Source organism: Cobetia sp. 1CM21F, from assembly GCF_023161745.1.
In the GTDB taxonomy this organism is placed as follows: domain Bacteria; phylum Pseudomonadota; class Gammaproteobacteria; order Pseudomonadales; family Halomonadaceae; genus Cobetia; species Cobetia amphilecti.
The window spans coordinates 19,361-46,147 of the sequence record NZ_JALNTQ010000003.1 but is presented as its reverse complement, the minus strand read 5'-3'; the positions used below and the strand labels follow the sequence as shown (position 1 = coordinate 46,147).

Here is a 26,787-nt window from a genome sequence, read left to right as displayed (position 1 = left end):
TGTGGCTGGCGTGAAATGGGCGATCGTGCAGCCGCTAGCGGCGTGACGCACCCTGCTGGTGCGGCGTGATGCTGCCGGGCCTGACTGGCGATGCGCGGATGACGCCTGGCTTGCCGCTGCGGGCCGCGGCGGGCTGCGGCGGGCTGCGCAATCGGCGATCGAGCTACAATCGAGCGAACGACTATTGATACACTTGTATAGCAAGAGGCGTTCCACATTGCGACTTTCCACGCCAGAGGCATGGCAAGCAGGGTCGTGGTTCACGGATTGCGCGTCCTGGACGCGACGTGGCCTGGGCGCTGCGGGGCTTGGGCAATACGAGGCCTGGGCGGGAGCCATCCCTCTGCTCCCGCCCAGGCCGTCAAGGCGGCAGCAAGGCTAGGTCAGCCTCACAGGCTGGCCTTCACGGCGGCCAGGGCATCCTCGCCATCGCGCGTGGTCACGTCGGCGAGAAATTCCGCCAGCCGGTCCGGATTGGCGGCCAGCCAGTCGTGCGCCAGCTCATCGAGGTCACGCTCCTTCAGGCTGTAGTCGAGGATGAAGCCGCTCTGCTCTTCGGAGCTGAAGACCAGCTGATCGAGGAAGCGGGCGAGGTTGGGATTGGCTTCGGCGTAGGCGGTACGCACGACGGTCTTGACGTCACTGGCGCCATTGTCGGGGCCGAACACCGACTCCGGGTCTGCCAGGATATGGGTGTCGAATTCCGGCACCATCCAGTGCGGTGTCCAGCCGTAGAAGGCGATCCAGCGTTGCTCGCGCTGGGCGGCACGCACCTCGCTGAGCATGCCGGGCGTCGAGGACTCCATCGCATCCCAGTCGCCCAGGCCATAGACATCATTGTCGATGGCGCCATTGAGCATGTCGCTGACGGTGGAGCCGCTTTCGATGGAGTAGACGGTCTCGTCGAATTGCTCGGCGTGGGCGGCAAGGTCCGCGGCGCTGTGGATGCCAGCCTCGTAGACATAGCCCGGCACCGCGAAGCCCATGCGGGCGCCGGTGACGTTGTTGCCGAGATCGGTGATCGCACCGGCGGCCATGGCCGCGTCATAACTGTCTTTCTGAGCAGGCAGCCAGCCAGCGAGGAAGGCGTCGCTGTCGCCGGTGGTCAGGGTGTTGTAGCCGACGGTGGAGCTGACTTCCTGGCGCTCCACGTCGTAGCCCAGCGGGGCGAGGATCTGGGCGACGATCTCGCTCTTGACGGTGACGCCGGGCCACGGCGGCACGATCAGCGTCAGCTCGTCATCCTTGTCCTGGGCCGCGGCTGCCAGGCTAGCCGTGCCGAGCAGCAGGGTCGCGAGGGCAAGCAGGCCACGGCGGGCGCCGTGCTTCGTCATAGGTGTCAGGGGGTACGGGGTGGTGGTCATCGTGTCTTTCCTTGTCGGTTCCGGTCGCGCCGGGCCTTGTTGTTGTCGGGGCTGAAAGGCTTCGTATATGGCGGTCGTCGTGCGTGTCCGTCGCTCACGGCGTTGTCGTTGTCGTTGTCGGTGCTTGTGTCTTCTCCGCCCTGCTGCGTCGCAATCAATTGATTCGTTGGAACTTTACCCGCCAGAGGAGTGCGCCTTCAGCGAGCACTGGCCTGCCTGGCCAGGCCCTTCTCAATTTCTGGCTCCGGCACCAGATCCGGCAAGCCGCCGAAGGGCGCGCGCGCCATCACCCGCTCCAGCATCGGGATGAAATGCTCCAGCGGCAGGGTGTCGTATTCGGGGTCGAAGCTGGTCTGGTCCCACTCATCACAGAAGCGCACGGTGCGCTCATAGGCGGGATGCCCGGCATGTGCCTCGCGGGCGTGGCGGTCCTGACCGAAGAATTCGCGGTAGTGATAACCCTGGAACAGCTCGTGATGACGAATCATCCAGGTGTTCAGCGGGTCGATGAACGGCTCGAGGATACCGGCGGCGATCTCGGCATGATTGGCCGGTGCCAGGTCGTCGCCGATGTCATGCAGCAGCGCGCAGACCACCATCTCCTCATCGGCGCCGGCGCGCAGCGCGCGGGTGGCGGTCTGCAGGCAGTGTTCGTAGCGATCGACCGGATAGCCGTGGTGATCGCCCTTAAGACGCCCCAGATGTTCAAGCACACGCCGGCAGGCATCGGACTGATATTCCCGGAAGCGCGCATCGATCAGCGCCCACTCGGCATGCGTGCTTTCCTCGAAACTGCGGAAGCGGGCCTGCTCGCTCATGCGCTGGCCTCCTCATTGGCGAACTGACCGTCGCGCTGACCGGCGAGCTGATCGGCCAGCAGCAGGCGGCGGCTGGCGGTGGAGTCGCGGTCCACGTAGCCCTGGCGCATATGACGGATGCCACCCTCCAGCTGGAAGGCGCTGCGACCATGGAACAACCGGTAGTTGTCCATGATCAGCATCTGGCCCGGCGCCAGCTTGAGGTGCAGCGTGAAGTCGTCACCGGAGATCAGGCGATAGAACGCCTGGCGGGCAGCGTAGTAGCGACGCAGCGTCGCGCCGGGCAGCGCCGGCACCCGCTCAGTGCGGTTGGAGAAGCGCACTCGGGCGACCTGACCACGGCTGTCCAACTCGATCAGCGGGCCTTCGCTTTCCAGGCGCGTGGTGGCGTCGTGATAACGGAAGCCGGGGCTGACTTCTGTCAGGCAGGCGAAGGCCTCGGGGTCTTCACGGCGCAGGTGCTCTGCCGCACTGAAGCCATCCACCAGCATGCTGTCGCCGCCCTGGGCCGCGTTGCGCAGACAGTGCAGCCAGATGTAGCCCGGAATCGGGTCGCGGTAGGGATTGTCGGTATGCGGCTCCAGCCCGCGCTGGGTCATGGTGAGGTCATAGGCATTGGCGACGGATTTCACGTCGGCGATACCGCCCCAGTTGGTGCGCCGCAGCGGCCCGATGCGGTGGATCAGTCCCTGCATGCCGTCCTCCGTGTCCGGCACGCCGCTGACCCGCACGAAGCCGAAGCGCTGCAACTGCTCGAGCATGTCCAGCAAGGCCGCGTCATCCTCCAGCGCCGCGGCGAAGTCGGCCTCGGGCAGCTGGGCGAGATTCCCCTGCCAGAAGGTCATGCCCTGATAGGCCTCGGAGGGCTGACACTCCGCCAGCAGGTCCGCCAGCGAGAAGCTCGCCGCATGGCCGTCACTGAAGGCCAGTGACAGCGTATCGCCATCCAGCTGTGCCTGAGTCAGGTTCAGGTCCAGCGGCAGGTCCGCCGCCTCGATCAGGCGCTGACCGGTGAGGGAATCGAGCGTCGTTTCATCGGGACTCCGCTCACGCAGCCAGAGCGCCTCGAGGGTCAGATCGCCCTCGGCGTGGCTCAGATGCAGTTGTTGTCCATGGTCTTTCAGGCTGACGGAATGCGGTCTGCTGGGCACTCGATGATCTCCACGGCTGAGGGAGCGGCACTGTTGTCTTACTGGACAGGTACCTGCTCGCGGATGCTGGTGCGACGCTGAGTCTCCTTCTACCTTAATCACTTCAGCCAGAGCGGGTTGATATTATTGGACGTATATTTGATCAAATTGGCCATATGTCAGACCAGCAGACGACGACAAGCGGCCGTGGCAATGCCACGGCCGCTTGTGTTGTAAAACGTCTATCGGCAGATCAGTCGCTCAGGTGCAGCACCTGACCATTGAGGGAGCGCCCGGCGCCACCGGCCAGAAAGCGCGCGCATTCCGCCACGGCGTCCGGTCGGCTGCCCTCGGGGCACAGCAGATTGGCGCGTACCTTGTCCGGCGCGCGTGACGCCAGCCGCTGGATCAGCTCACTCAGCGCCGCCTGCGCCATGGCAGTGCCGTGATGCTCCTGCGAGGACAGCGACGAGGACGGCTGCGAAGGCAGCGGTGGTGCCACGGCCAGCAGGCGTCCGCCGTGGCGCAACATGCGCGCACAGGCCGCCTTGAGCAAGGCGCCGGGGCCCGCGACCTGCGCGACCAGACAGGCTTCCAGCGACTGCCCGGCCATGGCCTGAGGCGGCATGCAGACCAGCACGTCGAGGCGCCCGAGACGCGCCACCAGTGTCTCGAAGCAGCCCTCGCCGACCACCTGGCCGAAGCGGTCCGACTGCTCGCCGCCCAGTGCATCCAGCACGCGTTCGAGGTCCGCCGGCGCGGTGCCCATCAGGGCGATGATGGCGCCATCTTCCAGGAAGGTGCGCGCCATGGCCTCCAGCCACTCCCCCTGCCCCGCGATCAATACCCTGCGTCGTGGCAGCATCTCATTCTCCCTGATAGAACCCCCGAAGGGTCGCCCCTGCGTGCCTCATGCCGCGCTGCGCTGCTCAGCTCTCTGCTCAGCCCTCTGCTCTGCTCTCTGCTTACCCGGGCATCACCTCCCTGTGATGCTCCGATTGGCGAGCGTCAGGGCATCAGCCCCGGCAGCCACAGCACCAGCGCCGGGAACAGCATGCACAGGATCAGACCCGCCAGCTGCAGGCCGACGAAGGGCAGAATCGAGCGATAGATGGTGCCGATGGACACCTGCCCGGCGGTGATGCCTTTGAGGTAGAACAACGCATAGCCGAAGGGTGGCGTCAGGAAACTCGTCTGCAGGTTGATGGCGACCAGAATCGCGAACCACACCAGCAGTCCCTGACCGGAAAGCCCGAGCCCGAAGTCCAGCGCCTCGACCACCGGCGCCACCAGCGGCAGCACCACGAAGCTGATCTCGATCCACTCGAGGAAGAAGCCGAGCACGAAGATCAGCCCCATCAGCAGCAACAGCAGGCCGTAGGGGCCAAGGCCGGTGCCGGTGATGACATCCTCGATCAGATAGTCACCGCCGAGACGCTTGAAGACCACCGAGAAGCAGGTCGCGCCGATGACGACGAACAGGATCATCGCACTGGTCCGCGAGGTATCGCGCAGCGTGTTGCGCAGGGTGGAGAAGGACAGTCCGCCCATCACCAGCGCCAGCAGCAGACTGCCACCCGCGCCGATGGCCGCGGCCTCGGTGGGCGTGGCGATACCGGTCATGATCGACCCCAGCACCGCGACGATCAGCACCATCGGCCCGAGCAGGTCACGCAGCAGTGCCAGCGGCAGCGGCGTCTTGTCGGTGCCGAGCAGCGACTGGTCCGGCAGCGGTGCCCAGTCCGGGCGCAGCTTGGCGGTGATCAGCAGATAGGCGACGTAGAGCGCGCCGAGCATCAGCCCCGGAATCAGCGCCGCCTTGAACAGCGCCCCCACCGAGATCTGCAGGATGGAGCCCATCAGCACCAGCATGATCGAGGGCGGAATCAGGATGCCCAGGGTGCCGGAGGCCGCGATGACCCCGCAGGCCATCTCGGCCTTGTAGCCCTGCCCCAGCATCACCGGCAGCGCCAGCAGGCCCAGCATGACCACCGAGGCACCGATGATGCCGGTACTGGCGGCCATCACCACGCCCAGCAGCGCCACCGAGACGGCCAGACCGCCATGCACGCGACCGAACAGCCGCTGCAGTGTCATCAGCAGATTGCGCGCCACGCCGGAGCTTTCCAGCATCAGCCCCATGAACACGAACAGCGGAATCGCGATCAGCAGCCAGTTCTCGATCACGCCGCCGAAGATGCGCGAGCCGACGGTGCCGAGAAACGGCAGCGGGATGTCGCCGATGAAGGCGAACAGGATACCCAGCCCGCCGAGCAGAAAGGCCACCGGGTAGCCGGAGAAGATACCGATCAGAAGTGCCACCACCATGGTGATGGGCAAGGCGTATTCAGCGAGCATTGTCATGGCTCCCGTCTGCATGATTCTGGGGTGCCGTGGCGTCGGTGGTCGCTTGCGCAGCATTCTGCTGATCCGCAAGGCCGGCCAGACTGGCAATCTCGTGGTCCTTCAGGCGCTCGGGGGTGCGCGCCGGGTCGAACAGGCAGGCCAGATTCTCGAAGATCTGCCCCAGCGCGCCGAGGGCGAGGAACACCAGCCCCGTCGGCAGCATCGCCTTGATCAGGTAACGGTCCACCAGGCCGCCATAGTTGGACTTCTCGCCGGACATGTAGGACATGGTGACGAAGTGCTTGGACAGCCAGGCGATCAGCAGACAGAAGGGAATCAGCATGATGAGGTGGCCGAGGATATCGACCACGGCGCGTCCGCGCGGCGAGAGGCGCTGATAGAACAGGTCGACCCGCACATGCGTATCGCTGTGCAGGGCGTAGGTGCCACCGAAGAGCGTCAGCAGACCGAACAGGTGCCACTGCAACTCGGTGACGGAATTGATGGTGATCGCGGTGCCGAACAGCAGCACGTCGGGCGACCCCCAGTTGGCGATTTCATTGATGCCCAGGGCGTTGAGCGTGACGGTGGTGAGCACGGCCAGGATGATCGCCAGACCCAACCAGCTGGTCAGGCGACCCACCCACAGCCCCAGGCCGACCAGCGGTCGACCCAGGGCGTCACACACCGCCCCGCCCTGTGCCCGCCAGGGCGCAAGGCGGGGGTCGGTCATTGGGCGCTACCCTCGTCAGCGTTGTCTGCCTGCTTCATGGCCATCGGCTGCGGCATGGCCTGCAGCTCGTACCATTCGTCGATCAGTGCGGCATGCTTCATCAGCGAATCGTAGGCCTTGGCGAAGTCAGGATTGGTCTGCTTCTCTTCGGCCAGCACTTCACCCCAGGCTTCCTGCAGCGCGGTCATCACCGGCTCCGGGAAGCGCTTGACCTCGACACCCTTCTCTTCGAGCTCGTGGATCGCACGTACCTGAGCCGGCGGCGCTTCGGCCATCGCCCACTGCAGGGTCGCGCGGCAGGCAGTCTGGAACTGCGCCTTGCGCTCATCGCTGTAGCTGTCCCATACCTGCTGGTTGATCAGCAGCGAGAACCAGCTGGCGCTCTGGTGCCAACCCGGGAAGTAGTAGTACTTGGCGACTTCATTGAAGCCCATCGCCTGATCGACCTGCGGCACCGAGAACTCGGTGGCATCGACACGGCCACGCTCCAGCGCGAGGTAGATCTCGCTGCCCGGCACCAGCTGGGTCGAGGCGCCCAGCTTGTTGAGCACCTTGGCACCGAGGCCGGAGATGCGCATCGACAGGCCCTTGAAGTCCTCCGGCGAGTTGATTTCCTTGTTGTACCAGCCGCCGGTTTCCTGCGGCGAGATGAAGCACGGCAGCACCTTCACGCCGTAAGGGTCGTAGGCGGCCTGCACAAGCTCGGTACCCTCACCGGCCCACATCCAGGACATGAAGGCTTCCGGGCTCGGGCCGAACGGCAGTGCGCCGTAGAGGTTGGTGATCGGCACCGTGCCGGCCCAGTAGCCCATCCAGTCCCAACCGGCCTGCACCGCACCGGAGGAGACGGAGTTGAAGACTTCGAAGGCCGGCACCAGGTCGCCCGGCTCGTGCACGCGCAGGCCGACTTCGCCGCCGGTCGCGCTCTTGAGTTCCTCTGACAGGCGCACGGCACCGGCACCGAGGAAGTTCTTGGTCGAGAAGGTACTGGCGACGTCGAGCTGTTTCGGCCCTTCCGCCTGGGCTGGCGCGGCGGCCATCAAGGTGGTGGTGGCCACGGCCGCCGCAATGGCAGCTCCGAGGCGCAGGCGGCGGGTCGGCGTCGATTGATACGGCGTGGCGTGTTGCGACATGGTGCGGCTCCCTGATTTGTTGTTGTGCTCGCTGGTCGTACGGCTTGTGGCTTGCTGGACATGAGCCACGTTGCAAGATGACGCTTACGTCAACTTACCCGATGACAACGCAAGCGGCTGACCACGCCACAACAACGTCAATGATTTCAGAGAGCTACGAGGGGGAAGGCCCGCGCGAGCCGGCTCACCGCGCCCTGCGCGACAGTATCGGCTCACGACAGCGTCCGGAAAGTCGGACACTCAGGCCGCCAAGGCTGCGACCAAGGTCGCGCGCCGTCATGAATTCTGTCTACGACTCCAGTCGAATATGCCGATAGAGGAATTCAGACCCCATGCGGGTATGCACGCCGTGGGGTGTCGAGAAACGCAAAGCGTCCGGAATTCCGGTCACTGACCGAGATTCCGGACGCTTTGGCCACTCGTTGGTGATGGGAAAGTGAAATGCCGGTCGATCAGGATGTTTCAGCCAACAGGCCATGCCGATTGAGCTTCTCGTAGAGCGAGGACTTGGCGATGCCGAGCTGACGGGCGGCGCGGGTGCGATTGCCCTCGGCGGCGCGCAGCGCATCCTCGATCAACTGGCGCTCCGCCTGGGCCATCGCCTCACGCAGCGTGGTCGGCGTCGCGTGCAACTCCCGGGCGGTTGTGGACGACTCTGACGCTGAAGCGGGTGTGGACAAGTCGCTTTGACGGGTAGCGGCGTGCCGGGCATCGCCATGCCGCGCATCGCCATGCCGGGCGCCGATGGCATCCGGCAGATCGGTCGGTTGGATATGGCTGCCGCCCAGATAGAAGGCGGCTTCGAGCACGTTTTCCAGCTCGCGCACGTTGCCCGGCCAATGATGCGCGCACAGGCGCTCAAGGGCGGCTGGCGAGAGTATCGGCGGGCGGCGGCCACTGCGTCGCGCCAGACGTGACAGCAGATGCATGGCCAGGGTCGGCAGGTCGTCGCGGCGCTCGCGCAGCGGCGGCACCTGCAAGGGCACCACATTGATGCGATAGAAGAGGTCTTCGCGGAATTCGCCGCTTTCGACCAGCGCCTCCAGCGGGCGGTGAGTCGCGGCGATGACACGCACATCGACACTGACCAGACGGGTCGCGCCGACTGCCTCGACCTCGCGGTCCTGCAGCACGCGCAGCAACTTGGCCTGCATCGCCAGCGGCATGTCGCCGACCTCATCGAGAAACAGCGTGCCGCCATCCGCGAGCTGAAACTTGCCGGGCTTGCCGCCACGCTTGGCGCCGGTGAAGGCGCCTTCTTCATAGCCGAACAGCTCCGCTTCCAGCAGCGCTTCGGGAATCGCCGCACAGTTGAGCTTGATGAAGGGGCCCTTGGCGCGTGCCGAGCTGCGGTGCAGCGCATGGGCATACAGCTCCTTGCCGGTGCCGGACTCGCCACGGATCAATACCGAGGCGCCGCCGGGGGCGATCTTGCGCACCTTGCAGGCCAGCTCACGCATGGCGGGCGAATCGCCGATGATGTCACTCAGCTGCCAGCGCGCACCGGTGGGGGTTTCCAGCGCCTGACGGTAGTAGTCCACCTCTGCTTCCAGCGCCTGAACCTGGGCATTCACCTGCCGCCATTCCCAGGTGTCGTGATAGAGCACCGAACCGATGGCGCCGATCAGCTCGCCGTCGCGGAAGATGGGGTAACGGTGGGCAATCATGTGGTGGCCACGAATCAACTGCAGCTGGGCAAGCTCTGCGCGTCCGCTCTCCAGCACCTCGTGCATGCGGGTGTTCTCGATCACCTCGCTGACATCGCGCCCCAGCACCTCGCTGGCCTCGACGCCGAGAAACTCGGCATAGGGCGCATTCAGAAACTGGATACCGCCCTGGGCATCCACCACCACGACCCACTCCTCCACCGCATCCATCGCGGCACGCAGCAACTCGCGGCGCGCCCGTTCCAGATGAATCGAGGTGGCAGGTAGATCATCACGCAGCGGGGCAGCCATCTTCTCCCCGCCCACCGCGCCTGACACAGGCATCTGCTGAGCCATCACCGCTCTCCCTTGGCGTGTCCGGTCATCGTGGGCAGCCGTATCCCTCTGCCACCACACCCGCCGGATCTGATTGTTATGGGCTGCGCCTTCACGCAGCCAGCGTCCGGAAAACCGGACACCACCCACAGCATCGGCCTACCGCCGCCAAGGATCAACGTAGCCAGTGGTCGTAGAACTTCCCGAGGCCAGTGCCTCTGCTTTCTCATGCTCGTTTTATGGGCATGGACAGAGACGAGGGGGCCAGAGACCCTGCCCAGGAAATGCAGCCCAGAAACAAGAAAACCCCGCCAAAGCGGGGTTTTCTTGATCACATCTGAAATTACTGAATATATTTATCCAGGGTATTCAACAAGCGATCCTTGAACAAGAATATATCTTTAATATCTTTGATTTCCACTCTATCCGCTTCATCATCAAAGAACTCAACTCTTTTGATGCTTTTTCCGTTAAAGCGAAGGCGACAGATCGGCTTGCGATTATTATCATCAAGCAAAATACCGCAATAACTCTTGGTATCACGCATAACAACACGTTCAATATCGACCTTATCGCACACCAAAGCTCGCACGATATTATAGGCGTCAATTTCCTCTTGCGTGGTTTCGATACCGTCTTCTGGCTCTGCCTCTTTTTCAGCAGGATCGCTTCTCATGACATCGTTAACTGACAGGTCACTGGAGTTAAGCGCTTTCTTGAGACGAGTATCTACCTGTTCACGAATAAACTGTTGAATCGCATCATAAACGGTTGGCTTGAACTCACTCAAGACACTTTGAGTCATACGTCCTTCGTAGACACGGGACACGATAAACTTCACAAAGTCTTCAGGCACATCGGTAATGAGAGAAGAAAACTCTTCTTGTATAAGCGAGATATATTTCAGCTGACTCGCAGAACCAAGGATATTATCAACCTCAAAATCACTCTTGCTGAATTTCTTCAATTCTTCTAAATCACGATCATTATGATCTAGCAGATCGAAGCGGAAGAAAGGCTGATCGTCAAGCTTATTCCTGTCATCCAAGTCCGAGAAGAAACGGTACTCCACACCATTTGTGAGCACGCCAAAACGTGCAGGAGTCACACTAAAATAACGATAAAGCTGAGTGAAGTGAGCTTGATCAAGGTTCATACCTAAAGGCTTACACTCGATCAAAACTGAGATCTCGCCATCTTTCATGATGGCATAATCTACTTTCTCACCCTTTTTCTTGCCTATGTCGGCGATATACTCGGGGATAACCTCGCGAGGATTAAAAACGTCATACCCCAATATCTGCAACATAGGCAGTATTAACGCAGTCTTTGTGGCTTCTTCCGTTGTAATGTGAGAACTTTCATCGCGTGCACGACGGACCAATGGCTGGAAACGTTCTATCAAGCTCATTTTTCTTCTTCCCTGTGTAAAAGCTAGCGCTTATATTCTTACCTTGATAAGTATAACTGTCAAAGTTAATAACAAAAAACCCCGCCGAAGCGGGGTTTTGATGATTGCTTTAATGGTGCGTCGCGTTAATGCGCTTCTTCCCAGTTGTCGCCTTGCTCGACTTCGACGAGCAGCGGAACATCGAGGGAGGCGGCGTTCTGCATGCGCTGCGCGACGTCTTTCATGAAGTCTTCGACCTGCGCTTCGGCGACTTCGAAGACGAGTTCATCGTGTACCTGCATGACCATCATGGCATCGTATCTGTCGGCACCGTCGCTGCCCGCCAGCCAGGCGTCCACGTCGATCATGGCGCGCTTGATGATGTCGGCGGCGCTGCCTTGCATCGGGGCGTTGATGGCGGTGCGCTCGGCGGCACTGCGACGCGCGTGATTGCGTGAACCGATTTCCGGCAGGTAGAGACGACGGCCGAAGATGGTCTCGACGTAGCCCTGCTCGGCGGCGAGCTGACGCGTGTCTTCCATATAGGTGGCGACGCCCGGATAACGCTCGAAGTAGCGCTCGATGTAGGTCTTGGCCTGGCCGGGTTCGATATCCAGCTGACGCGAGAGGCCCCAGGCGGACATGCCGTAGATCAGCCCGAAGTTGATGGCCTTGGCACTGCGACGCTGGTCACTGCTGACACGCGATTCCTCGGTGCCGAAGACTTCGGCGGCGGTGGCGGCGTGCACGTCGCGGTTGTCGGCGAAGGCCGAGAGCAGGCCCTTGTCACCGGAGAGGTGCGCCATGATGCGCAGCTCGATCTGCGAGTAATCCGCCGCGACGATGCGATAGCCGGGGCGCGCGATGAAGGCCTGACGGATGCGTCGGCCCTCGTCGCTGCGCACCGGGATGTTCTGCAGATTCGGATCGGACGACGACAGACGCCCCGTGGCGGTGACGGCCTGATGGTAGCTGGTGTGCAGGCGACGCGTGGTCGGGTTGACCAGCTGCGGCAGCTTGTCGGTGTAGGTGCTCTTGAGCTTGGTCATGCCGCGATGGCGCATGATCAGCTTGGGCAGCGGGTAGTCCAGCGCCAGCTCCTCAAGCACCGCTTCGGCGGTAGACGGCGCGCCCTTGGGCGTCTTCTTCTTGACCGGCAGCTTCTGCTCCTCGAAGAGGATCTCGCCCAGCTGCTTGGGGGAAGAGAGGTTGAACTCGCGGCCTGCAAGCTCAAAGGCCTGCTTCTCGATGTCGTGGATCTGCTCGGTCAGCTCGCGGGTCTGGACGTGCAGGCGCTCGGGGTCGATCGCGACACCGTTGCGCTCGATGCGTGCCAGCACCGGAATCAGCGGATACTCGAACTGACGCAGCACTTCATCCAGACGCCCCAGCTTCTCGATGCGCGGCATCAGCAGCGCGGCGAGACGCAGGGTGATGTCGACATCCTCGCAGGCATACGGCATCGCCTCTTCCAGCGCGATCTGATCAAACGTCAGCTGCTTGGCGCCCTTGCCGGCGATGTCGGTGAAGCTGATGGTGCTCTCGCCCAGATACTTGAGCGCCAGCGAGTCCATGTCGTGACGGGTCGCGGTGGAATTGAGCACGTAGGACATCAGCATGGTGTCGGCCAGCGGGCCGGCCACCGCGATGTCGTAGCGCGCCAGCACCTCAATGTCGTACTTGAGGTTCTGGCCGATCTTGGTGATGGCGGTATCGGCGAGAATCGGCGTCAGCGCTTCCAGCACGGCCTGGCGCTCCAGCTGCGCGGGGGCATCCAGATAGCTGTGAGCGACGGGAATGTAGACGGCCTCGCCGACTTCCAGCGCCATGCCGATACCGACGATCTCGGCTTCCATGTAGTTGAGGCTGGTGGTCTCGAGATCGAAGCACAGCGAGGTGGCGTTGCGCACGCGCTCGAGCCACGCGTCCAGCTCGGCCTGCTCGGTGATGGCGCGGTAGTTGCGCTCCTCACGCGGCGGCAGCGCATCGGGCATCTCGTCGCCCTCTTCCGCCGCTTCCAGATCAGGCGTTGGCGCAGCGGCGGTCTTGCCCTTGCCTGAGGCCTTGTCAGCGACGGGCGCGATGCTGTCACCGAACAGGTCACTGCCGGCGACTCCGCTGTCCTTCTCGTCGGCATGCGGGGTGGCCGCCATGTCGCCGCCTTCCAGCAGCTCCTTCAGCCAGGCGCGGAATTCCATCTCGCGGTAGAGCTCGACCAGCGCGGCGGTATCCGGCGCGGCGATCGCGAGGTCATCCAGGCCATATTCCAGCTCGCAGTCCAGCTTGATGGTGGCGAGACGGTAGGAGAGGTAGGCATCTTCACGATGCGCTTCCATCTTCTTGGCCAGGGTCTTGGCGCCACGGAAGCTGAGCGTCTTGATGCGATCGAGATCGCCGTAGATGGTGTCGAGGCCGCCTTCCATGCCCTGCAGCAGGCCCAGCGCGGTCTTCTCGCCCACGCCCGGCACGCCGGGAATGTTGTCGACCTTGTCGCCCATCAGCGCGAGGAAGTCGATGATCAGGTTCGGCGGAATGCCGAACTTCTCGGTGACGCCGTCCACGTCCAGCGTCTCGTTCTTCATGGTATTGACCAGGGTGATGTGCTCGTTCACCAGCTGGGCCATGTCCTTGTCGCCGGTGGAGATGACGGCGTCACGCCCGGCTTCGGTCGCCATGCGCGCCAGGGTGCCGATGACATCATCGGCCTCGACGCCTTCCACGCACAGCAGGGGCAGGCCAAGGGCGCGCACGCAGGCATGCAGCGGCTCGACCTGCAGGCGCAGGTCATCCGGCATCGGCGGGCGCTGGGCCTTGTACTCGGGGTACATGTCGTCGCGGAAGGTCTTGCCCTTGGCATCGAAGACCACCGCCATGGGGCTGTCCGGGTACTGGCGAATCAGGCTCTTGAGCATGTTGATCACGCCCTTCACCGCGCCGGTGGGCAGGCCCTTGGAGGTGGTCAGCGGCGGCAGAGCATGAAAGGCACGATAGAGATAGGAAGATCCATCGACGAGAACGATCGGCGTGGCGGCCATGAGCAGTCGCATCCGTAGGCTGAAGGGTGAGCTTGGGGCAAGCAGAGTCGGGGGCCGAAAACCTCTCGGCAGCTATGGCTGTCATGATACGCAAGGGCTGCGGCGAGGCACAGTCGCCACCCTCGGCGCGTGTGTCTTCTGCGCCCGGCATTGATGGCGGGAAGTCGTGCACACTGCCGGCAAGGGACGTAAACTGCGCCCATCAGGCAAGGTTTCAGGCCAGCGCCGATTCGCTTGTCTTCTGCACGGGTACGCACCAGGTGCTTGCTCGCAGGCACCCTGCCTGCAGGCCCCTTGCTCACAGAACTTTTGCACGCGGAACCTGATACAGGCTGCGCTTGTGTAAAGGAGGATTGTCATGCGCTCGACTGCTTCCATTGCTCCGCATTCCCTGCTGCGCCTGCCCACGCTGCTGGCTACCGGGCTGCTGCTGGCCGTCACCGCCCTGAGTGCGCCGCTGGCCGTCGCCGAGAGCGAGGCCCCCAAGCCGCAGATCACCAGCCGTCAGCAGGATGACCGTCAGCTGCGCGAATACCGCGTCAATGGCCATCTGTATGCCATCGAGATCATCCCCAAGGGCGGCGCGCCCTTCTTCCTGCTCGACAGTGACGGCAACGGCAACTTCATCAAGTCCAGCGTCACCAGTGCCAGCCAGCTCAAGGTACCCGGCTGGGCACTGAAAAAGTGATAAGCTCGGCATCTGGTTCACGCGACAGCTGAGCCAGCAGCGACAGGCGTCACGCCCGCGGCACATCTCTTGCCCCCGGGCGTGACGGCATCCTTCCTGCATACCTACAACAACTCCTGTCAGCGCATTGCCGCCGTTTCGCTCCGGCGGCGCGCCACTGGCGGGGCGGACACATTTCGGCGAGAAGAGTCACCCATGGCAGTCTTTACCCCCCTGAGCGACGCTCAGGTCGCAGAATTTCTGGCAGAGTACGACGCAGGCACGCTGACATCGCTTGAGGATGTCGCGCACGGCACCGAGAACTCGACCTTCTTCGTCACCACCGATCGCCGCGAGATGGTGCTGACCCTGTTCGAGCAGGGCGAGCATGCGGAACTGCCCTTCTTCGTCGAGCTGCTCGACTTCCTCGCCAGCCACAAGCTGCCGGTGCCGGGCCCGCTGCACGACCGCGACGGCCAGGCGCTCAAGGTGCTGGCAGGCAAGCCGGCGCTGCTGTTCCCGCGTATGCCGGGCAACTGGCCGGTCTCGCCCAACGTGGCCCAGTGCCGCGAGATCGGCGCGGCGCTGGGGCGCATGCATGCCGTCTCGCAGCATTTCACTGGCCACCGTCCCAACACCCGTGACCTGCACTGGATCAAGCCGATGCACCACAAGGTGCTGGCGTATCTGAGCCCGGAAGACCAGGCGCTGATGGCCGACGAGATCGATGTCTGCGAAGACGTCTTCAGCGGTGTCGAGCTGCCGCAGGGCGCACTGCACGGTGACCTGTTCCGCGACAACACCCTGTTCGACGGCGACCGCCTCGGCGGTATCATCGACTTCTACAACGGCTGCACCGGCGACCTGATCTTCGATCTGTCGATTCTGGTCAATGACTGGTGCTCCAATGACGATGGCCGGCTGGACCAGGCGCGTTATGACGCCCTGCTCAGCGCCTATCTCGCCGAGCGCCCGATGAATGCCGACGAACGCCGCCTGTGGCCGAGCATGTTGCGCATGACCGCGCTGCGCTATTGGCTGTCGCGCCTGCTGGTGGTTTACGTGGACCCGCCCGCCCACAGCCTGACGCCGAAGGACCCGGCACAGTACCGCCAGCTGCTGGGTCGCCGCATCGAGGAAGGCGCTCTGCCGCTGCCCGAGGCCACGCAACCGGCCTGATCGGCACCTTCCGTACTCACCGAGTCGTCAAAGCAATTGCCTGCTGGCCCCCAGCAGGCATAATGCGCCCTCTGAGCGCCCGCATTCCTGCGGGCGTCATTGTCTTCTCCGACGCTGCCCACACCTGTTGAGCACCGCCGGGCTTGCCTTCACGCCGTCCATCTCCGGAGACCGCGATGACCTCCTTTGCAGCCGAAGCACGCCGCACCTACAACATCGACCAGTGGGGCAGCGGCTATTTCGACGTGGGCCAGGATGGCCTGACACTGGTGCGCCCGCATGGCGAGCCGGGCACGCCTGCGCTGCCGCTGATCTCGCTGATCGACAAGGCGCGCGCCCAGGGCCTGCGCCTGCCGTTGCTGGTTCGCTTCGCCGATATCCTGCATGACCGCGTCGAGCAGCTGTGCGCCGCCTTCGATGCCGCCATCAGCTCGCGCGGCTATGGCGCCAGCTACACCGCCGTCTACCCGATCAAGGTCAATCAGCAGCGTCGCGTTGTCGAGGAACTGCTGGCGACCAGCGAGCGCTCACGCGGGCGTGTCGGGCTGGAAGCCGGCAGCAAGCCGGAACTGCTCGCCGTGCTGGCGCTGTCGGACAGCGGCCCGTCGGTGATCGTCTGCAATGGCTACAAGGACCGCGAATACGTGCGTCTGGCGCTGATGGGCGAGAAGCTCGGCCACCGCGTGCATCTGGTGGTCGAGAAGGCCAGCGAGCTGGAACTGGTGCTGGAAGAGGCCAGGCGCCTGGGCGTGCGGCCGCGCATCGGCCTGCGCGCGCGCCTGGCCACTATCGGCAAGGGCAACTGGCAGAACACCGGCGGCGAGAAGTCCAAGTTCGGCCTGACCGCCAGCCAGATCGTCGCGCTGGTCGAGCGTCTGCGCGAGGTGGATGCGCTGGATTGCCTCAAGCTGGTCCACTTCCATCTTGGCTCCCAGATCGCGGACATCAGCGATATCCAGCGCGGTCTGGCCGAGTGTGCGCGCTTCTATCAGGGCCTGCACGAAGCTGGCGCCGGCGTGGAAATCGTCGATGTCGGCGGCGGCCTGGGCGTGGACTACGAAGGCACGCGCTCGGAAAGCGCCTGCTCGCTCAACTACTCGATGCGCGAATATGCCGACTATGTGGTCGGTGCCTTCCACGCCGTCTGCGATGCCCACGACCTGCCGCATCCGCACATCATCTCCGAATCCGGCCGCGCCCTGACCGCCCATCACGCGGTGCTGGTGACGGACGTGATCGGCGAGGAGCGCGTGAACCTGCCGCTGCCCGCACGCCGCGAGGACGATGCCCAGATCGCCGCACTGTGGGCGCAGGCCGCACGACTGGAAGGTCAGCTGGAGCCGCGTGAGCTGGTGGAGATCTACCACGCCGTGGTGCATGCACAGCATCAGGTGCAGGAGCGCTTCGTGATGGGGCTGGCGAGCATCGCCATCCGCGCCGAGGCCGAAGCCATCTACACCAACGTGTGTCGCAGCCTGGCCGGGCGTCTCGATGCGCGTCAGCGTTCGCACCGCGCGGTGCTCGATGAGCTCAACGAGAAGCTGGCCGACAAGCTGTTCGTCAACTTCTCTCTTTTCCAGTCGCTGCCGGACATCTGGGGCATCGAGCAGATCTTCCCGATCCTGCCGCTGACCGGTCTCGACCGCGCGCCGACACGGCGTGGCGTGATTCAGGACATCACCTGCGACAGCGATGGCCGCATCGACACCTATGTGGATGATCAGGGCCTGGACGCCACCCTGCCGCTGCCGGAATGGCATGCCGATGAAGAGAAGCTGCTCGGCTTCTTCATGGTCGGCGCCTATCAGGAAATCCTCGGCGACCTGCACAACCTGTTCGGCGATACCGATTCCGTGGATGCCAGCCTCGACGACGATGGCCAGTGGCAGCTTTCTCATGCGATTCAGGGTGATAGCGTGGCGCAGGTGCTGCGTTACGTGAACTTCGACCCGGAGCAGCTGGCCGCACGCCTCGCGCGTCAGCTCAAGTCATCCAACCTGAATGCGCTGGAACAGGCAGACCTGCTCGAAGACCTGAAGGCCGGTCTCGACGGCTATACCTACCTGGAGAGCTGAGACTTGTGCGAGGCTCGGGTCTGGTGCGCTGAACCGAACTCGCTTCAAAAGCTAAAGCCCAGACAGCAAAAGCCCCTGCCGGTGACCCGGCAGGGGCTTTTGTTTTTTTAACCCGCTCAGGGCTGTTTTCAACCCTCTCAGGGCTGCTGTCTACTCGCTCAGGGCTGTCTCAGCCCCAGACGTCATGCCACGCCGCGCGTGCGTGTCTCGACACGCAACAGCTCGCCGCTGCCATCCGGGGCGTCCAGCGCCAGTGCCAGCGCCTGATCCGGATTCAGCTCGCCGACGCCTTCCGGCGTGCCGGTCAGCACCACATCGCCGGGCAGCAGGGTGAAGCTGTGGCTGATCTCACTTAGCAGGCGCGCAACGGGGAACAGCATCAGGCTGGTATCCGCCTGCTGGCGCTGCTCGCCATCGATGGCGAAGCGATAGTGCAGCGCCTGGAAATCCACGCTGTGCAGCTCGCCATCGGCATCGCGCCAACGCGGCCCTTCCAGCGCCACGAAGGAAGACAGCGGGCAGCTGCCATCGAAGGCCTTGGCCAGCTCCCACGGCTGGCCCTTGGCCTTGAGCTTGCTCTGGCGCTCACGCAGGGTCAGGTCCAGTGCCAGGCCCATGCCGGCCAGTGCTTCCAGCGACTCTGCTTCGCTGGCTTCACACAGCGGCTTGCCGATCAGCAGCGCCAGCTCGGCCTCGTAATGGTACTGGCCACGACGCCGCGAGATCGCCAATGGCTTGTCCATCGGCGTCACGCTGGTGGCGGGCTTGATGAACAGCAGCGGCTCGCTGGGCACTTCATTGCCGAGCTCCGCGGCGTGGGCTGCGTAATTGCGGCCGACACAGACCACCTTGCCGAGGTCATGAGCGAAGACGCGACCATCGCTGAAACGCGGGGTGAAACGCTGAGCAAGCGGCATGCAGAACTCCTGTCGGGGCGTGATGGAGGATCAATGAAAGACGATCAATGAGAGATATCGCAATGATACGTCGCCCCGACAGCCTGCCACTACCACACCAACGTCCGAGATTTCGCCGCCTGAGCGCAACCCGGCGTTGTGCAGTTCAGTCCACTTCGGTCTTCAAAGCTCAGCTTTCAAGCTCAGTCTTCAAGTTCATCCCAGCCACCATCGAGACGGTGCGCGAGAAATTCCGGGCGCGGACGCGCGGCGGCAAAGGGTGCCTGCATCGCGTTGTCGACGCGGTTGTAGACGAAGAAGGCGTTGCTGCGCGGGTCCGGCGACATGTTGGCGTTGGAGCCATGCAGCGTATTGCAGTCGAACATCAACAGACCACCGGCGGCACCGGTCGGTGCTTCGATACCACGTTCGGCGATCAGCTCGCTCAGTGCTTCGCGCGAGGGCACACCGACCTTCTGGGTCTGCAGGGATGACTTGTGGTTGTCATCCGGCGTCTCGCCCAGGCAATGCACGAAGACTTCATGCGAGCCGGGGATCAGCATCAGCGGGCCATTGAAATGGTGATTGTCGGTCAGGATGATCGAGGCGCTGACCGCGCGCATCTCCGGCATGCCATCCTCGGCGTGCCAGGTCTCGAAGTCCGAGTGCCAGTTGAAGCCCTTGCCCTCGAAGCCCGGCTTGTAGTTGATGCGCGACTGGTGGAGATAGACATCACCCCCCAGGATCTGGCGCGCGCGATCGACCAGGCGCGGGTCTTCTGCCAGCTGGCGGAAGCGCTCGGACAGGAAGTGCACGGCGAAGATGGAACGAATCTCGCGGCTCTTGGGCTCGGTGATGGTGAAATCACGCCCCTGCCACTCTTCGTTGTCGAGCAGCGCTGCCAGCTCGGCCTTCAGCGTCTCGACTTCCTCCGGCGCCAGGAATTCCGGCTCGAACAGGAAGCCATCACGCTCGAAGCGCTTGAGCTGCTCGGCGCCCAGCGGCCCCTCATCGGCACGCGAGTGCACGACGGGCTCGCGGCGCTTCTGCCACAGATGCTCCGGCGGCTGGCTAAGGCGCGTCGGATAGGCGTCTCGCGAGTGATCGGAGCCTCGGTCGCTGCCCGACTTGTCGAGATAGGCTTCCGGCGCCTGATCACGGTCGGCATTGGTCTGACGGGCGTCCAGCGGCTGGTTGGAGGCTTCTGCAGCGGCGCTGACGTTGCCACCATCGGTCTGCTCATGTTGGCGTTGCTTGGAGGAAAGAGCAGAAGTGGCGTTGTACGAGGTCATATGGCGTGAAGCTGTCATCATGCTCTCCTTAAGGCATCAATGTCTTGCATTGAGGAAAGTGGAATCTGGCGTTCTAGCATGCGGCTTGCCCGCACTGTCCCACCTATGGGCCATACAACAGACTTCAACCCCGAGATTCATGAAATAAGCATAGAGATCTGATCCACAAGATCGTTAAAAGACCATCCAATCTCACACCACACCCGCCATCACCCTTCTCAAGAAAACATGAGGCTGCCTGTGCCTCGCGGATGACAAATTCCTTCAGTCATCCCCTCTCGCCAGTCCCGACTCATCCTGTTGCCACGAACTCTCATCTTCCGTGAGACAAGCGGCTTAATCAGCGACTCATCATTGGCACCATGCCCGTGGTATTTCCCCTCACTTCGCTTCGCCATTTGCAAAACGCATCACACGCAACATTGCGCATTAATGCGTAAGTGTCTGTGAAATATTGTGAAATTGTTTGGCACGCTTCGTGCCCCTTAGAAAACACGGCAGAACAACTGATAGAGACATATCAGAGAAAAAATAACGGCGCAGGATCATGCGTCACACCAGGGGAACTTCCAGCATGTTTAAGCCACGGATATGCATGGCCGCTTGCATGGCCACAGTGCTGGGGGGCTGCGCCGCTGTCGAACCGAAATTCGACAATGTCGAACCGGTCGTAGGGCCACCAGTCACCTCCAACAATACGCCATATAGCGAATGCCTCGTATCACTCAGTCGAATTCAGGGAGCCACCAACCTGCCTGTGATTGCAGTGGGTCAGGTGACGGACAAGACCGGTCAGCGCAGTTACTCCACCGTGACAGAGAGTGCTGCCGTGACCCAGGGCGTATCCGAGATGCTGATAAGTGCTCTCTACAAGACTCGCAAGGTACATCTTACCGAGCGTCTCGATGTACGAGTCCCGCTGGCAGAGCAGCAGCTTTTCGAGAACAAGGCAATGGCCTACTCGCCACGCAAACTGGCAGTCCTCCCTTCGCATTTCGTGGTTCTCGGTGCACTGACAGAGCTCAATTACAACATTTCGAGCGGCGGTGCCCGCCTGTTCGTCAGCGGAATCGGGGCCGGACTGCGCACTGCAGTCATCAATGTCGGCCTTGACCTGCGCATGGTCGATATCCGCACCTTCCGCACCGTCTATGTCACCAGCCTGCAGAAGCAGGTGGTCGGTTACGAAGTCGAAGCCGGTATCTACCGCTTCTTCGGCAATCAGTTGGTCGAGTTTGACTCCGGCGCAGTGCGCAATGAACCACTGCAGCTGGGCGTGAGATCAGTCGTGGAGATGGGCGCGTATCAGCTTCTGACTGAAGGCCTGGGGCTTCCTGTACCTGCGGGACAGGAATGCGAGCTTCACCCGGGACAGCATGTTGCAGACGACGATAGCAACACGCAGCAAGTGGCCGCAGCCAATACCAGCAGCAATGCAGCAAGTGGCAATGAATCAAATGAAGCAGTCGCAACACCGTTGCAAGCAACACCCGCATCAGAAGTACCGGCAGCATCCAGCGCAGCACAATAAGTCAACATTCATGAGGAACATGACAATGACTACCTATAACAAGCTCGCAGTCGCCATCGGTCTCGTAAGTGGTGTGATGATGGCAAGTCAGGCGCAAGCCTTCGACAATGTCCATTGGAAATGGCATGGCCACGTTGACACGCACATCAAGGTGGGAGCCCATATCGATCCGACGATCGACGATCCGGGCGGCCTGGTGATGGTGGAAAACTTCCAGAAGCAGATCGGGGATGTCAGCTCGGAAGCCGTCGTCAGTGACATCAGTTACGGCTCTGGCCCCGGTGAGACCACCACCGAAGTCGGGATTGGCGTGGGCGCAGCCGCAGGAGCAGCCGCAGGTGCAGGGGCCAGCTCGTATGGCGGCTGGTTTGGCTCTGGTGCAAATGCCAGTGCCGGTGCCATCGCAGGCGCAGGCGCAGGGGCCATTGGCTATATCAATACCACCACCACCGACCCCGTCGTGAATGCTGATATCACACGCCTGGAAAGCCTGGAAAATGCGGCGACCTCAGTCGGCAACAATGCCTCACTGGAAAGCGATGCCATGGTCAACCTGCACAACGAGCAGTTCTTGGCAGGGGGTTATTACCAGAAAGCGAATATCGAGTCACTGGCCACTGTCGAGAACATTCTCAATCTGAGCGTGGACAACGCTGCCACCTCAGTGGGCAACAACCTGTCAGTCACCCAGGACACAACTGGTCTTGATACCGCCCTGATTGCCGACAATACCCAGATGAGCTTCGCCAATGTGACCTCCACGGCCTCAGTCAGCGACATCACGCTCGGCTTGCCGCCAGTGGGCAGCTTCGAGGGCCCGGTCATCAACAATGCTGCGACCTCAGTGGGCAACAACGTCTCCATCAATGTCGGTCCGCAATAATCCAGCGACAGCCTGATCAACACACGCGGGGCAACCCGCGTGTGTTTCAGCATCTGCCGACACCAGATTCTTCACGCATCAGACACTGCATCTTTCACAGAGCGAAAGGAGCAAGACATGAATGCCTTTACACGTATCAGCCTGGGGGTCGTCAGCGCGGGATGCCTGCTGGCCACGACGGTCAGCGCCAACTCGCTGATGGGGCCATTCCCCTACGACTTTCCGGCACGTAGCGCAGAAACCGCCCTGATCCTCTACGAGAGCAAGAAGGCCGGCAGCCTGGGGGAAGGGTCCGATACCAATATCGGGGAATATACCCTCAATACCGGCAGCAGCACCTCGATCGGCAACTGGCAACAGATCGAACAGACACTGAGTGATGGTTCCACCGGCACCATCGATGGCACTGCGGATCAGTCCGCGGATGGCAGCTCTCAGACGTCGTCGACTGACTTCACCATCACCCACAACAACGAAGATGAGGAGGAAGACGCCCAGTGATGCACTGCTCGGGACAGTCATCCGCGGGAAGACAGACCGTCAGATACCAGAACTCACCCTTTCAGCGTGAGTAGAGAGTTGGTCAGCCAGGCGAGCGTCGAGACTGAGAAGTCTGCCACTCAGGGGGAGCGGAAAAAACGCACTAAAAGCCGCCATGATCATCTCGCACAAGTCATTAACCTCTATATGGGTACTCGATAAACCCCCAAGACGAACACTCAACGCTGGAGAATCCAGACTCTCCGGTGAGGCTGTCACCAGAAGCAGCCCGACAATTATTCTTTCGCAGCCCGCTCGCACGAAGCGCAGGCAATGCAGAAAGACCAGCAGCAAGGGAACAACACTCATGACCGCACTGAAAGCTCATCAGGCTGCATCATCGGCTACTGCATTGAATCTGGCTGACGATATCTCCACTACCTCGCGGGTAAGGGAACTACCGGTAAAGCGACCTCGCGGTTTTGGGGAGTTTATCGGAGACTCATCGGCCATGCAGACGCTCTATCGCACTCTCATCCAGGTCGCCCACTCGGACGCTCCCATCTTCATCACCGGCGAAAGCGGCAGCGGCAAGGAATTGTGTGCCACTGCCATTCACCGCCATAGCCCGGTACGTGACGGCCCGTTCATCGCCGTCAATTGTGCCGCCATTCCGGCAGAGCTGCTGGAGTCGCAATTGTTCGGACATGTGCGCGGGGCTTTCACGGGGGCCGTGAGCGCCCAGCAGGGGCTCGCCGTGGCGGCAGATGGGGGGACGCTGTTTCTCGATGAGATCGCGGAGCTGCCGCTGCCCTTGCAGAGCAAGCTGCTGCGCTTCCTGCAGACAGGACAGGTAATGCCGGTGGGTGCCACGCGCACTGTAGAGGTCAATTGCCGCATCGTGTGCGCCACGCATCAGAACCCGCGGGTACTGGTCGATACTCACCGCTTCCGGGAAGACCTCTTCTATCGTCTGCACGTCATCCCGCTGAAGGTGCCGCCGCTGCGCGAGCGCGGTCAGGATATCCTGGAGATCGCCACCGGACTGTTGGGGCGCATGGCAGGCCACGAAGGCAAGCGCTTCACACGACTCAGTGCGTGCGCCGAGCGTCAGCTGCTGGCCCATGACTGGCCCGGCAACGTGCGGGAGCTGGAAAACACGCTGCGGCGCGCCATCATCCTCAATGATGGTGAGGTGCTGACGGCCGACATGCTGGACCTGCCCAGCAGCACGGCGCATCGCACGTCGGTCAGCCACAACGCACCGGAGGACAGCGAGACCACGTTGCGCCCGTTGTGGATGGTCGAACGCGAGGCGATCGAAAGCGTCATCAGCGCCTGTGATGGCAGTATCCCCCGCGCTGCGGCGATACTGGAGATCGCCCCCTCCACCATCTATCGCAAGCGCCTGAGCTGGCTGGCGATGCACCCAGACGAGCACACCTCGCACTGAGATGAGCGCCGGCCCACGGCATGCCCCGTCGCCCCCCAGACCTTTACTCCAGACGCAAAAAAGCCACCCCGAAGGGTGGCTTTTCTGTTGGCTGCCGAATTCATCCTGCGACTTCATCAGCTAGCCAGAATTGGCTGGGGTACCAGGACTCGAACCTGGGAATGCCGATACCAAAAACCGGTGCCTTACCACTTGGCTATACCCCAATTTGGTGGCCAGAGACGGAATCGAACCGCCGACACGGGGATTTTCAATCCCCTGCTCTACCAACTGAGCTATCTGGCCAACCTGAAGACACAAAAAAAGCCGCCAAGGCGACCTCTATATCGTGTGTTCTTCGCTCATCTACAGAAGCCTGAAGATGGTGCCGGCTAAAGGAGTCGAACCCTCGACCTACTGATTACAAGTCAGTTGCTCTACCAACTGAGCTAAGCCGGCACAAAGAACTCATGATATGAGTCTTCTTACTACGTTACTGCATGTCAGCTGGCTGGGGTACCAGGACTCGAACCTGGGAATGCCGATACCAAAAACCGGTGCCTTACCACTTGGCTATACCCCAACACTTGGTGGCCAGAGACGGAATCGAACCGCCGACACGGGGATTTTCAATCCCCTGCTCTACCAACTGAGCTATCTGGCCCTTGCCAACGAGGACGTATTAAATAGAAAACCTTTCCCGACGTCAACCCTTGCTTATCAAGAATTTGGCGTCGTAATTCGCCTTCCGCCGTCCTCGCCGTCCACTCAGACTTCGTAGCCCTGTCCGCCCTGCGATTCACCCTTGGCGGCGGCGTCCGTCGGCACGAAACCTTCGGCCTGGTCCGTCTCCTGATTGTTGAAGAAGCGATCCATCTGCTCCATCAGATAGCGACGGCTGTCGGCATCCATCATGTTGAGGTGCTTCTCGTTGATCAGACGCGTCTGCAGCGCCTGCCACTCTTCCCATGCCTGCTTCGAGACGTTGGACCAGATGTCCTGGCCCTTCTCGCCCGGCAGCGGCGGAAAATCGAGACCCGGCAGGTCCTGGTCATACTTGCGGCAATGTACGGTGCGCATGGGTAACTCCGTAAGAGAACTGGATGTCAGTGCGGATGAGCGCCGAGCCTTCGCCAGACGCCTTTACTGTTGCCTCATTCTCGCACGCTTGAGCCGCTTTGCCCCAGACGTGCGGCCGAAGCCGACGCCAGCAAGGCCTCACAGGCCGAACAGATCATCCGTGCAGCGCGCCAGCAGCGCCTTGACCGGCGCCGGCAGGCCCACGGCGTCCGGCGCGGCAGGGTCGACGAAGCGGCGGTCGGCGGCTGACTCGTTGACGCTGCCGGCCGCTTGAGCTGGCGCAAGCCCTGCCTCCCCCAGCTGTACCGGCTGCGGCGTGATGGTCAGCCGGAAGTGGCTGAAGACATGCTCGAAACTCGCCAGTGGCGCCTCCAGATGGGCGCCGCGGGCTTCGCGAGCGACCCATTCCCGCGCGGCCTCGCGGTCCTCGACCAGTGGCGGCGCCCACAGGCCGCCCCAGATGCCCGTCGGCGGACGGCGCTCCAACAGGATCTTCCCCGCCGCATCGCTGACCAGCAACATCAGCGTCTGACGCGTCGGAATGGTCTTCTTGGGCTTGCTCTCGGGGAAGCGCTTCTCTTCGCCACGCGCATGCGCCACGCAGACCTCCTCGAAGGGGCAACGCGCGCAATCCGGCTTGCTGCCGCGCGTGCACAGGGTGGCCCCGAGATCCATCATCGCCTGGGTCCAGTCCGCCAGCCGCACCTGCGGCGTGTAGCGCTCCGCCAGCGTCCACAGCTTGCGCTCCACCGCCGGACGGCCCGGCCAGCCCTCCACGGCATGCAGGCGAGCCAGCACGCGCTTGACGTTGCCATCGAGGATCGGCGCCCGCTGTCCGGTGCTGATGCTGATGATCGCCCCGGCGGTCGAACGCCCGATGCCCGGCAAGGCGGACAATGCCTCGACACTCTCGACCGGAAAGGCGCCGTCGTGCTCATTCACGACCTGCTGCGCGGCCTTGTGCAGATTGCGCGCCCGCGCGTAGTAACCAAGGCCCGTCCACAGGTGCAGCACGTCATCGATATCCGCCGCCGCCAGCGCCGCGACATCCGGAAAGCGCTCCATGAAGCGGGCGTAGTATGGCAGCACCGTCGCGACCTGGGTCTGCTGGAGCATGATCTCCGAGACCCAGACGCGATACGGCGTGGTGTTCTCCTGCCAGGGCAGATGCTTGCGGCCATGCTCATCGAACCAGTCGAACACGCGCGCCTGAAACGCCTCGGGGCTCAGGGCGATGTCTTCGAAGCCGGGTGTGGCGTGGTTCTCGGGAGCTGTCACGTCTGGCGTGGCAGCAGTGTCAGGTCGCGCCATCTAAACTTCCTCTGCTCGCGCCATGGTCGA

General features: G+C 62.5%; 21 protein-coding genes and 5 tRNA genes. 7 read left to right on the top strand and 19 right to left on the bottom strand.

The window, feature by feature from the left end:
- Positions 1-389 precede the first annotated feature (389 nt).
- The 10 genes from MSG32_RS11530 to polA form a co-directional block, all read right to left on the bottom strand.
- Positions 390-1,364 carry an ABC transporter substrate-binding protein gene (locus MSG32_RS11530; RefSeq protein ID WP_248379770.1) on the bottom strand — a complete coding sequence of 325 codons (975 nt, stop codon included), beginning with the start codon at positions 1,362-1,364 and terminating at the stop codon, positions 390-392.
- Positions 1,365-1,561: 197 nt separating this feature from the next.
- Complete coding sequence (locus MSG32_RS11525) at positions 1,562-2,182, bottom strand: HD domain-containing protein (RefSeq protein ID WP_248379768.1); 621 nt, start codon at positions 2,180-2,182, stop codon at positions 1,562-1,564.
- A complete protein-coding gene (locus tag MSG32_RS11520; RefSeq protein WP_282460366.1) occupies positions 2,179-3,306 on the bottom strand; it encodes a TauD/TfdA family dioxygenase in 1,128 nt (375 codons plus the stop codon). The genes MSG32_RS11525 and MSG32_RS11520 overlap by 4 nt, the downstream gene beginning before the upstream one ends.
- 259 nt (positions 3,307-3,565) lie before the next feature.
- A complete protein-coding gene (locus tag MSG32_RS11515; protein ID WP_248379766.1) occupies positions 3,566-4,177 on the bottom strand; it encodes a hypothetical protein in 612 nt (203 codons plus the stop codon).
- A 143-nt stretch (positions 4,178-4,320) separates the two neighbouring features.
- Positions 4,321-5,670: a TRAP transporter large permease subunit gene (locus tag MSG32_RS11510; RefSeq protein ID WP_054555227.1), complete on the bottom strand. Its 1,350-nt coding sequence runs from the start codon at positions 5,668-5,670 to the stop codon at positions 4,321-4,323.
- Positions 5,660-6,391, bottom strand: a complete 732-nt coding sequence (locus MSG32_RS11505) for a TRAP transporter small permease subunit (RefSeq protein ID WP_107335668.1) — start codon at positions 6,389-6,391, stop codon at positions 5,660-5,662. The genes MSG32_RS11510 and MSG32_RS11505 overlap by 11 nt, the downstream gene beginning before the upstream one ends.
- Positions 6,388-7,524: a TRAP transporter substrate-binding protein gene (locus tag MSG32_RS11500; protein WP_225996532.1), complete on the bottom strand. Its 1,137-nt coding sequence runs from the start codon at positions 7,522-7,524 to the stop codon at positions 6,388-6,390. Before MSG32_RS11500 ends, MSG32_RS11505 begins: the two co-directional genes overlap by 4 nt.
- A 452-nt stretch (positions 7,525-7,976) precedes the next feature.
- Positions 7,977-9,527: a sigma 54-interacting transcriptional regulator gene (locus tag MSG32_RS11495; protein WP_248379764.1), complete on the bottom strand. Its 1,551-nt coding sequence runs from the start codon at positions 9,525-9,527 to the stop codon at positions 7,977-7,979.
- Positions 9,528-9,849: 322 nt separating this feature from the next.
- A complete protein-coding gene (locus MSG32_RS11490) occupies positions 9,850-10,917 on the bottom strand; it encodes a type I restriction endonuclease (protein WP_248379762.1) in 1,068 nt (355 codons plus the stop codon).
- 125 nt (positions 10,918-11,042) lie between these two features.
- Entirely contained in the window at positions 11,043-13,931 is a 2,889-nt protein-coding gene (gene polA / locus MSG32_RS11485) for a DNA polymerase I (protein ID WP_248379760.1), read from the bottom strand.
- Between the two features lie 358 nt (positions 13,932-14,289).
- Here polA and MSG32_RS11480 point away from each other — a divergent pair, with 358 nt between their 5' ends.
- From MSG32_RS11480 to speA, 3 genes are all read left to right on the top strand, one after another.
- On the top strand, positions 14,290-14,619 hold the full coding sequence (locus tag MSG32_RS11480) for a DUF2782 domain-containing protein (protein WP_082388170.1): 330 nt from the start codon (positions 14,290-14,292) through the stop codon (positions 14,617-14,619).
- A 195-nt stretch (positions 14,620-14,814) separates the two neighbouring features.
- The gene (locus tag MSG32_RS11475; protein WP_248379758.1) at positions 14,815-15,777 is read left to right on the top strand and encodes a homoserine kinase; all 963 of its coding nucleotides are present in this window, start codon (positions 14,815-14,817) and stop codon (positions 15,775-15,777) included.
- 176 nt (positions 15,778-15,953) lie between these two features.
- On the top strand, positions 15,954-17,852 hold the full coding sequence (gene speA / locus MSG32_RS11470; RefSeq protein WP_248379756.1) for a biosynthetic arginine decarboxylase: 1,899 nt from the start codon (positions 15,954-15,956) through the stop codon (positions 17,850-17,852).
- Positions 17,853-18,034: 182 nt separating this feature from the next.
- Here the strand turns inward: speA and MSG32_RS11465 are convergent, their stop codons facing one another.
- Complete coding sequence (locus tag MSG32_RS11465; RefSeq protein WP_248379747.1) at positions 18,035-18,769, bottom strand: fumarylacetoacetate hydrolase family protein; 735 nt, start codon at positions 18,767-18,769, stop codon at positions 18,035-18,037.
- A 182-nt stretch (positions 18,770-18,951) separates the two neighbouring features.
- On the bottom strand, positions 18,952-20,058 hold the full coding sequence (gene thpD, locus MSG32_RS11460; protein WP_348983982.1) for an ectoine hydroxylase: 1,107 nt from the start codon (positions 20,056-20,058) through the stop codon (positions 18,952-18,954).
- A gap of 589 nt (positions 20,059-20,647) precedes the next feature.
- Between thpD and MSG32_RS11455 the strand changes: the two genes are divergently transcribed.
- From MSG32_RS11455 to MSG32_RS11440, 4 genes are all read left to right on the top strand, one after another.
- Positions 20,648-21,571 carry a CsgG/HfaB family protein gene (locus tag MSG32_RS11455; RefSeq protein WP_248379745.1) on the top strand — a complete coding sequence of 308 codons (924 nt, stop codon included), beginning with the start codon at positions 20,648-20,650 and terminating at the stop codon, positions 21,569-21,571.
- 19 nt (positions 21,572-21,590) lie between these two features.
- A complete protein-coding gene (locus MSG32_RS11450) occupies positions 21,591-22,454 on the top strand; it encodes a hypothetical protein (RefSeq protein WP_248379743.1) in 864 nt (287 codons plus the stop codon).
- A 117-nt stretch (positions 22,455-22,571) separates the two neighbouring features.
- Entirely contained in the window at positions 22,572-22,955 is a 384-nt protein-coding gene (locus MSG32_RS11445; protein WP_213115034.1) for a hypothetical protein, read from the top strand.
- Positions 22,956-23,109: 154 nt separating this feature from the next.
- Complete coding sequence (locus MSG32_RS11440; protein ID WP_348983981.1) at positions 23,110-24,387, top strand: sigma-54 dependent transcriptional regulator; 1,278 nt, start codon at positions 23,110-23,112, stop codon at positions 24,385-24,387.
- A gap of 131 nt (positions 24,388-24,518) precedes the next feature.
- Here the strand turns inward: MSG32_RS11440 and MSG32_RS11435 are convergent.
- The 7 genes from MSG32_RS11435 to mutY all read right to left on the bottom strand — a co-directional run bounded on the left by MSG32_RS11435 (position 24,519) and on the right by mutY (position 26,757).
- Positions 24,519-24,593, bottom strand: a tRNA-Gln gene (locus MSG32_RS11435).
- 3 nt (positions 24,594-24,596) lie between these two features.
- Positions 24,597-24,672 (bottom strand) — tRNA-Phe (locus tag MSG32_RS11430).
- 77 nt (positions 24,673-24,749) lie between these two features.
- Positions 24,750-24,825: transfer RNA gene (locus tag MSG32_RS11425), tRNA-Thr, on the bottom strand.
- Positions 24,826-24,874: 49 nt separating this feature from the next.
- Positions 24,875-24,949: transfer RNA gene (locus MSG32_RS11420), tRNA-Gln, on the bottom strand.
- Between the two features lie 5 nt (positions 24,950-24,954).
- Positions 24,955-25,030: transfer RNA gene (locus tag MSG32_RS11415), tRNA-Phe, on the bottom strand.
- A 104-nt stretch (positions 25,031-25,134) separates the two neighbouring features.
- The gene (locus MSG32_RS11410) at positions 25,135-25,446 is read right to left on the bottom strand and encodes an oxidative damage protection protein (RefSeq protein WP_052384882.1); all 312 of its coding nucleotides are present in this window, start codon (positions 25,444-25,446) and stop codon (positions 25,135-25,137) included.
- Positions 25,447-25,584: 138 nt separating this feature from the next.
- Positions 25,585-26,757, bottom strand: a complete 1,173-nt coding sequence (gene mutY, locus MSG32_RS11405) for an A/G-specific adenine glycosylase (protein WP_248379739.1) — start codon at positions 26,755-26,757, stop codon at positions 25,585-25,587.
- Between the last annotated feature and the right edge of the window lie 30 nt (positions 26,758-26,787).

Coding starts and splice junctions, on each gene's coding strand:
- MSG32_RS11530 (WP_248379770.1), bottom strand. CDS start 1,364: ATGACCACCACCCCGTACCCCCTGACACCTATGACGAAGCACGGCGCC.
- MSG32_RS11525 (WP_248379768.1), bottom strand. CDS start 2,182: ATGAGCGAGCAGGCCCGCTTCCGCAGTTTCGAGGAAAGCACGCATGCC.
- MSG32_RS11515 (WP_248379766.1), bottom strand. CDS start 4,177: ATGCTGCCACGACGCAGGGTATTGATCGCGGGGCAGGGGGAGTGGCTG.
- MSG32_RS11510 (WP_054555227.1), bottom strand. CDS start 5,670: ATGCTCGCTGAATACGCCTTGCCCATCACCATGGTGGTGGCACTTCTG.
- MSG32_RS11505 (WP_107335668.1), bottom strand. CDS start 6,391: ATGACCGACCCCCGCCTTGCGCCCTGGCGGGCACAGGGCGGGGCGGTG.
- MSG32_RS11500 (WP_225996532.1), bottom strand. CDS start 7,524: ATGTCGCAACACGCCACGCCGTATCAATCGACGCCGACCCGCCGCCTG.
- MSG32_RS11495 (WP_248379764.1), bottom strand. CDS start 9,527: ATGGCTCAGCAGATGCCTGTGTCAGGCGCGGTGGGCGGGGAGAAGATG.
- MSG32_RS11490 (WP_248379762.1), bottom strand. CDS start 10,917: ATGAGCTTGATAGAACGTTTCCAGCCATTGGTCCGTCGTGCACGCGAT.
- polA (WP_248379760.1), bottom strand. CDS start 13,931: ATGGCCGCCACGCCGATCGTTCTCGTCGATGGATCTTCCTATCTCTAT.
- MSG32_RS11480 (WP_082388170.1), top strand. CDS start 14,290: ATGCGCTCGACTGCTTCCATTGCTCCGCATTCCCTGCTGCGCCTGCCC.
- MSG32_RS11475 (WP_248379758.1), top strand. CDS start 14,815: ATGGCAGTCTTTACCCCCCTGAGCGACGCTCAGGTCGCAGAATTTCTG.
- speA (WP_248379756.1), top strand. CDS start 15,954: ATGACCTCCTTTGCAGCCGAAGCACGCCGCACCTACAACATCGACCAG.
- MSG32_RS11465 (WP_248379747.1), bottom strand. CDS start 18,769: ATGCCGCTTGCTCAGCGTTTCACCCCGCGTTTCAGCGATGGTCGCGTC.
- thpD (WP_348983982.1), bottom strand. CDS start 20,058: ATGACAGCTTCACGCCATATGACCTCGTACAACGCCACTTCTGCTCTT.
- MSG32_RS11455 (WP_248379745.1), top strand. CDS start 20,648: ATGGCCACAGTGCTGGGGGGCTGCGCCGCTGTCGAACCGAAATTCGAC.
- MSG32_RS11450 (WP_248379743.1), top strand. CDS start 21,591: ATGACAATGACTACCTATAACAAGCTCGCAGTCGCCATCGGTCTCGTA.
- MSG32_RS11445 (WP_213115034.1), top strand. CDS start 22,572: ATGAATGCCTTTACACGTATCAGCCTGGGGGTCGTCAGCGCGGGATGC.
- MSG32_RS11440 (WP_348983981.1), top strand. CDS start 23,110: ATGATCATCTCGCACAAGTCATTAACCTCTATATGGGTACTCGATAAA.
- MSG32_RS11410 (WP_052384882.1), bottom strand. CDS start 25,446: ATGCGCACCGTACATTGCCGCAAGTATGACCAGGACCTGCCGGGTCTC.
- mutY (WP_248379739.1), bottom strand. CDS start 26,757: ATGGCGCGACCTGACACTGCTGCCACGCCAGACGTGACAGCTCCCGAG.